The following is a 6,956-nucleotide window of genomic DNA, read 5'->3' as shown; positions in this document are numbered from 1 at the left end:
GAAATCAAATAACTCATGCGTTTGCCTGTGTTAACAATTCAAAAGTTTATAAGTCTGATACTTAGAACAGAATGTTTTACGGTAAATAAAATATGAAACAATTTAGGCTGAAACTGTTATTTTTTATACTTTTGGAAGCGTTTAAAAAAAACACAATACCATGAATTTTGACAGAAAGAATCTAACGAACGAACAATTATTAGATTTATATAAAAAATTAATCAAACCCAGATTAATTGAAGAAAAAATGCTGATCCTTATCCGTCAGGGGAAGGTTTCCAAATGGTTCTCCGGAATCGGGCAGGAAGCTATTTCTGTAGGAATTACTTCGGTATTGGATAAAGACGAATATATTTTGCCGATGCACCGTAATTTAGGTGTATTTACTACAAGAGATATTCCTTTGCACAGACTGTTCTCGCAATGGCAGGGAAAACGTAACGGATTTACAAAAGGGCGTGATCGTTCGTTCCACTTTGGTACTCAGGAATACAAGATTATCGGAATGATATCGCATTTGGGTCCGCAGTTGGGAATTGCTGACGGAATCGCCTTGGCTAACAAGCTAAAACAAAACGGAAAAGTAACGGCGGTTTTCACTGGAGAAGGAGCAACTTCTGAAGGTGATTTCCATGAGGCATTAAATATTGCTTCGGTTTGGGACTTACCGGTGTTGTTCGTAATCGAAAATAACGGCTACGGATTATCCACTCCAACTAACGAGCAGTACCGTTGCGAAAACCTTGCTGATAAAGGTGTTGGTTACGGAATGGAAAGCCATGTGGTGGACGGAAACAATATTTTGGAAGTGGTGAATCTGATTTCAGAATTAAAAGCGTCTATGATTGACAATCCGCGTCCGGTGTTGTTGGAATTTAAGACGTTCCGTATGCGCGGGCACGAAGAGGCGAGTGGTACAAAGTACGTTCCTCAGGAATTGATGGATATGTGGGCGATTAAGGATCCTGTGGAGAATTACAGAAATTATCTGAAAGCTACGGCGGTTTTATCCGATGAACAGGATGAGGCTTTCCGTGCAGAAATAAAGAAAGAAATTGATACTGATTGGGCTAAAGTTCAGGAAGAACCGGAAATTGTTGCCGATTTGCATGAAGAATTAAACGATGTTTACCGTCCTTGGGAATATGAGGAATTCAATCCTTCTGATGAAAAGGAAAATATCCGTGTGATTGATGCGATTTCTAATGGTTTACGCCAATCGATGGAACGTCATGAGAATCTGGTAATCATGGGGCAGGACATTGCCGAGTACGGTGGCGCATTTAAAATCACGGATGGTTTTGTGGCGCAGTTCGGAAAAGAGCGTGTTCGCAATACGCCAATCTGTGAAAGTGCTGTGGTTTCAGCTGCTAACGGTTTGTCTATTAACGGACATAAAGCCGTGGTTGAAATGCAGTTCGCCGATTTCGTATCGACAGGATTTAACCCAATTGTAAACTTATTGGCAAAACAACACTACCGTTGGCAGGAAAACGCCGATGTGGTAGTGCGTATGCCTTGCGGTGGTGGTACTCAGGCAGGACCTTTCCATTCACAAACAAACGAGGCTTGGTTTACCAAAACTCCGGGACTAAAAGTAGTTTATCCTGCGTTCCCCTATGATGCAAAAGGATTATTGAATACAGCGATTAACGATCCGAATCCGGTGATGTTCTTCGAGCACAAACAATTGTATAGAAGTGTTTACCAAGATGTACCTAAAGATTATTACACGATTCCGTTAGGAAAAGCAGCGTTACTGAGAGAAGGTAACGATGTTACTATCATTTCGTTTGGAGCGGGCGTACATTGGGCGTTGGAAACTTTAGGAAAAAATCCAGAAATCAAAGCTGATCTGATTGACTTACGTTCACTACAGCCATTGGATTGGGAAGCGATTTATGCGTCGGTTAAAAAAACGAATAAAGTGATTATCCTTCAGGAAGACACCTTGTTTGGTGGTGTTGCCAGTGATATTTCGGCGATGATTATGGAAAACTGTTTCGAACATTTAGACGCTCCGGTAAAACGAGTTGGAAGTCTGGAATCAGCTATTCCGTTTATGAAATCTTTGGAGGATCAGTACTTGCCTAAGCAGAGGTTTGAGAAGGAATTATTAGAGTTATTAGCTTATTAGTGTATATTATTGAATAAAAAAAGTTGTAGCGGTTGTTGCAACTTTTTTTATTCGATTTGCTATAAAGTTAATATGTTTTCGATTTTAGGTATTTTTAAAAAGTAAGATATTGGTTGTTAAATTTAATTTTAAAAGACGTAACTTTGTCAATTCAAAATAAATTGAATAGATAACAGGTTTTGTTTTTAGGATTGCTGTTTTGATAGAATTTAGAATTAAATAATTTGAGTTTATGAAGAAAATTACTTGTATATTTTTCTTGCTTTTCCTTACAATTTGCAGTGCCCAACCCGGGACATTGGATTTGAGTTTCAATCCGTCTGACATTGGTTTTAATGCTGGGGCTAATAATGCTGTATCAGCTATGGCTTTGCAAACCGATGGTAAAATTATTATAGGAGGTAGTTTTACATCTTATAATGGAGTGGCTGTAAACAGAATTATCCGTCTGAATACCGATGGAACAAAAGACTCAGGTTTTAATGTGGGAACTGGTGTAAATAGCACGATATCGGCTATAGTTTTGCAAACTGATGGTAAAATCATCATCGGAGGGAGTTTTACTGCTTTTAACGGAGTGACTAAAAACAGGATTGTCCGTTTAAATAGCGACGGTTCTTTAGATGGAAGTTTTACCGGGACCGGTGCTAATAATTCTGTCACATCAATCGCAATGCAAACAGATGGGAAAATTTTGATTGGAGGTAATTTTACATCCTATAGCGGAACTTCCAAAAACAGAATAGCAAGATTGAATTCCAATGGAACCTTAGATAGTGGTTTTACTACAGGTACCGGTACAAATGCTCTTGTTTCATCTATAGTACTACAGCCTGATGGAAAAATTTTAGTGGGCGGCTCTTTTGTAACATATAATGGCAATACAGTCAATAGAATTGTACGTTTAAATCCTGATGGGACATTAGATACACGTTTCATTTCAGGTACAGGTACAAATGATTATATACTGTCAATTGTAGTGCAATCGGATAATAAAATCATTATTGGAGGAAATTTTGCTTCTTATAATGATGTTGCATCTAATAAAATTGCACGTCTTAATAGTGATGGTTCGTTAGATTCCGGTTTCACAATCGGTACAGGGCCGAATAATATTGTTCGCTCATTAGTATTGCAGCCTGATGGTAAAATTATTGCAGGAGGTAGTTTTACTGCATATAACGGGGTTACCAGAAACAGAATGATGCGTGTGAATTCGGATGGAACACTGGATACAGGTTTTAATCCCGGAACTGCGGCAAATAATATTGTATCGGCTATTGCATTGCAACCCGATGGTAAAATGAACATAGGAGGGTCTTTTACTACTTTCAATGCCGTAACAAGAAACAGAGTGGCCCGTTTGAATACGGACGGCACTTTAGATGATAGTTTCATCACTAATAAAGGAGGTAATAATGCTGTTCGGTCTGTACTGCAGCAACCTGATGGTAAAATTTTAATTGGAGGCGCTTTTACGGCATTTAATGGGATTTCAAGAAGTGGTGTTGCCCGTTTAAATGCAGACGGGTCTTTAGATACAAGCTTTAATCCAGGAACAGGTGTAAGTGGTAGCACGGTCTTTTCAATGGGATTGCAACCGGACGGTAAAATTGTGATTGTGGGTAATTTTACCAGCCATAACGGAATTACTTCAAACAGAATCACTCGCTTAAACCCCGATGGTTCAATTGATGCCGGTTTTAATGCGGGAACCGGAGCTAACAATATTATTTCATCTGTTTTACTACAACCTGATGGTAAGATTTTAATTGGAGGCAGTTTTACAAATTATAACGGAATTGCCAAAAACAGAATTGTTCGTTTGAATAGTAACGGTTCTTTAGATGCCAGTTTTAATATTGGCGTAGGCGCAAACAATTCGGTTTTGGCAATGACATTACAGGCTGATGGAAAAATTATAATTGGAGGTAGTTTTACCAGTTACAAAGGTACCGCAATGAGCAGAATTGCCCGTTTAAATACCGACGGGTCATTAGATTCAGGTTTCACAATCGGGACTGGGTCCAACAGCACTATATATTCTGTAGTTTTGCAATCTGATAATAAGATTATGATTGGAGGCGCTTTTACTATATTTAATGGTGTCACGATTAATAGAATCACTCGTTTGAATGAAAACGGAACTTTAGATACAGGATTTAATAGTACCGGAACCGGGGCGAATAATATAGTTTGGTCGATTGCAATACAATCAGACGGAAAGATGATTGTTGGGGGGCAATTCACCACATTTAACGGAATAGCAAATAAACAAATATCCGGATTAAATGCCGATGGATCAATAAATACTAATTTTAGTCAGGGAACAGGAGCCAATAGTATTGTTTATTCGGTTGCATTGCAACTTGACAATAAAGTGCTTATCGGAGGAAATTTTACGGGATATAACGTCGTGGGAAGAAACCGCATTGCCCGTCTATATGAAGATCCAACGCTTTCAAATGACGAATTCGAAAAATCTGCTTTTTCTTTTTACCCTAATCCGGCATCAACAGATGTTACTTTTTCAAACGACAATTCGATTGATCTGATTAAGATATACACGATAAACGGTCAGGAAGTTATAAGTGTGATGCCCAATGCATCGTTATACAAGTTAGATGTTTCCAATTTATCTGATGGAATTTATTTTGCTCAGGTTTTTTCAGGGAAAAAGAAAGTGTCTGTAAAAATAATAAAGCAATAAGCAGAGAAATAGTATATTCTTACTTAGTTGTGAAGCTCTCTTGAATTTATTTTGATATACATTCTTAGAAACCATAAAAAATAAGCCCTGATATTTACCAGGGCTTATTTTTTATGGTTTGCTATACGAAAATTTTTAGTTTGGAAAATTACTGAAATCATACCCTAAGCGATCCACGAAACCCTCTGGCAGCATAGTACGATTCTGCTCCGTTATGGTATAGAAAAACAGTACCGTAGCGGTAATCGCAAAAGACAGCGCCTCCTAATTTTCTAATTGCGGCAGGCGTTTTTACCCAACTTGAGCTTTTCATATCAAAATTGCCAAGCTGCTGTAATTCGCGGTATTCTTCTTCGGTTAAAATAGCAATGCCCATTTCAGTTGCCATGTCGACAGCGCTGTTCTTGGGTTTGTTTTCTTTTCTTGCGTTGAGTGCTTCACGGTCGTAACAAACACTTCTGCGACCTTTCGGGCTTTCCGCTGAACAATCATAAAAAAGGTATTCTCCAGTTTTTTCATCATAACCTACAACATCGGGTTCTCCTCCGGTTGCTTCCATTTCGTACAGCGACCATAGTTTTTCGGAATTGACTTCCAGTTTCGCCTGTACATTAAGCCACTCAAGATCTATATGACGATTCCTGTTTTTCTCAAAACGTGTTTTTAATGCTTTGATTAGTTCTTTGTATTGTTCCGGTGACAACTCCTTTTTATTTCCCATTGTTATATTGTTTTACTTATAAAGTACCAAATTGTTCAATTCTTCTTGTCATTAAACGGTTGTCAATAGTAACTTTTATTATTGTGATATGATATTTTTAAAAAAAATATAAACATCCATAAATACGGTTTGGTCAGTTTCATGTCCGATGTTAGCATAGGTTTTAAAAGTGCTGTTCACTTTATTTTCAGCATAGATATGTTCGCATTTTGTAAATCTGTCTGGAATCATTGTTTTTCCCAATAACTCATAGATTATTTCTCTTTCGGAATTGCTGTAAGCGTCGTCAAATGAAGCGGCATCATTTTTATCATTTTCACCCATATAGAAATATTGTGGTACTTTCTGATATGCTTTCATATTAAATTTTGAAGCGAAAAGTTTTTCAAAATCTTTAGTACCCAAGGGATATTTTAGACTTTTCCCTTCTGATTCCGGAATTGGCAAAATGGTAATCGCATTGATTCCTCCACAGGCAACTCCGGCAATAAGTTCCGGATGAATCAGCGTAAATCTGTTAGCAAAAGTTCCCGAGGCAGAAAAGCCATTCATTAAAATTTTTTCCTTGGTTAGGATTTCATGGGTTTTTAAAACTTCTCTTGCATTTTTAATCATGGCGATAAGTTGTAAATCCATTCTTTTCATATCCCCATTTTTAATCTTTGCGGCATCACTGTCGAAGGCATGGGTATATATCGTCCATTCCTTTTGCGGTCTTGGAAAAACGGGCATTAAAAAAGGAACTTTAAGATTACTGCAGATGCTGCTTCCAAGAGAATTACGCATTATTTGTAAATAGGCTTCCTTTTCATGAAACTCTAAAGTATCATTAACTCCGGTATTGTTTGTTTCTACCAAGAGATATTGGACATCATTTTTCTTTAAGCCTTTAGGGATTCGTAAGTAGTATGGATAATTAAAACCCAGTTTGGGGTTCGCTTTAATTTTGATAACCGTATCAACAGGAATAATTCGTGATTTTAAGGAGTCGGATTGAATACTCGCATAGGAATTGTTGAATATGAGCATTGTTACTGCCAGATAAAACGACTGAAAAATTGAATTTTTCATAAGTGACTTATTTTGTTTTTGATAAGAGTGGTAATTCATAAATATACTCAATCGACAAAAGACGGATATAGCGTAACTATACTCAAATGTATTAAAATTCTTCTAAGTAATCAAAGAAATAAAAGTTGTGACAAAATTTTAAAAATAATTTATTTGTCACAGAAGTTGTGATATTTTTTTCAAATAAATTATTTGTCACAAGAGTTGAGGCGGCCTTTATTAAAATGGCAGATAGTACGAGGAGAGTTCAGACGGTAATAGAGGTATTAGTTCCCCACACTTTATGTAAACTACACCCATTAAAAACAGGCGGGGGC

At 37.3% G+C, this 6,956-nt stretch carries 4 protein-coding genes; 2 read left to right on the top strand and 2 right to left on the bottom strand.

Annotated features, from left to right (window positions below):
- The first annotated feature begins 160 nt into the window (after positions 1–160).
- Together FLJC2902T_RS07245 and FLJC2902T_RS07240 are read left to right on the top strand one after the other, a co-directional pair.
- Entirely contained in the window at positions 161–2,137 is a 1,977-nt protein-coding gene (locus FLJC2902T_RS07245; protein ID WP_023579151.1) for an alpha-ketoacid dehydrogenase subunit alpha/beta, read from the top strand.
- A gap of 232 nt (positions 2,138–2,369) precedes the next feature.
- Positions 2,370–4,847 carry a T9SS type A sorting domain-containing protein gene (locus FLJC2902T_RS07240; protein ID WP_081712541.1) on the top strand — a complete coding sequence of 826 codons (2,478 nt, stop codon included), beginning with the start codon at positions 2,370–2,372 and terminating at the stop codon, positions 4,845–4,847.
- A gap of 157 nt (positions 4,848–5,004) precedes the next feature.
- Here FLJC2902T_RS07240 and FLJC2902T_RS07235 read toward each other — a convergent pair whose 3' ends face one another.
- Entirely contained in the window at positions 5,005–5,568 is a 564-nt protein-coding gene (locus FLJC2902T_RS07235; protein ID WP_023579148.1) for a DUF4256 domain-containing protein, read from the bottom strand.
- A gap of 78 nt (positions 5,569–5,646) precedes the next feature.
- Positions 5,647–6,639 (bottom strand): hypothetical protein, encoded by a 993-nt coding sequence (locus tag FLJC2902T_RS07230; protein WP_023579147.1) that lies wholly within the window; start codon positions 6,637–6,639, stop codon positions 5,647–5,649.
- Between the last annotated feature and the right edge of the window lie 317 nt (positions 6,640–6,956).

The sequence above is a fragment of the Flavobacterium limnosediminis JC2902 genome, from assembly GCF_000498535.1.
In the GTDB taxonomy this organism is placed as follows: domain Bacteria; phylum Bacteroidota; class Bacteroidia; order Flavobacteriales; family Flavobacteriaceae; genus Flavobacterium; species Flavobacterium limnosediminis.
Note: the sequence above shows the minus strand (reverse complement) of the source record. Positions and strands in the feature narration are given on the sequence as shown.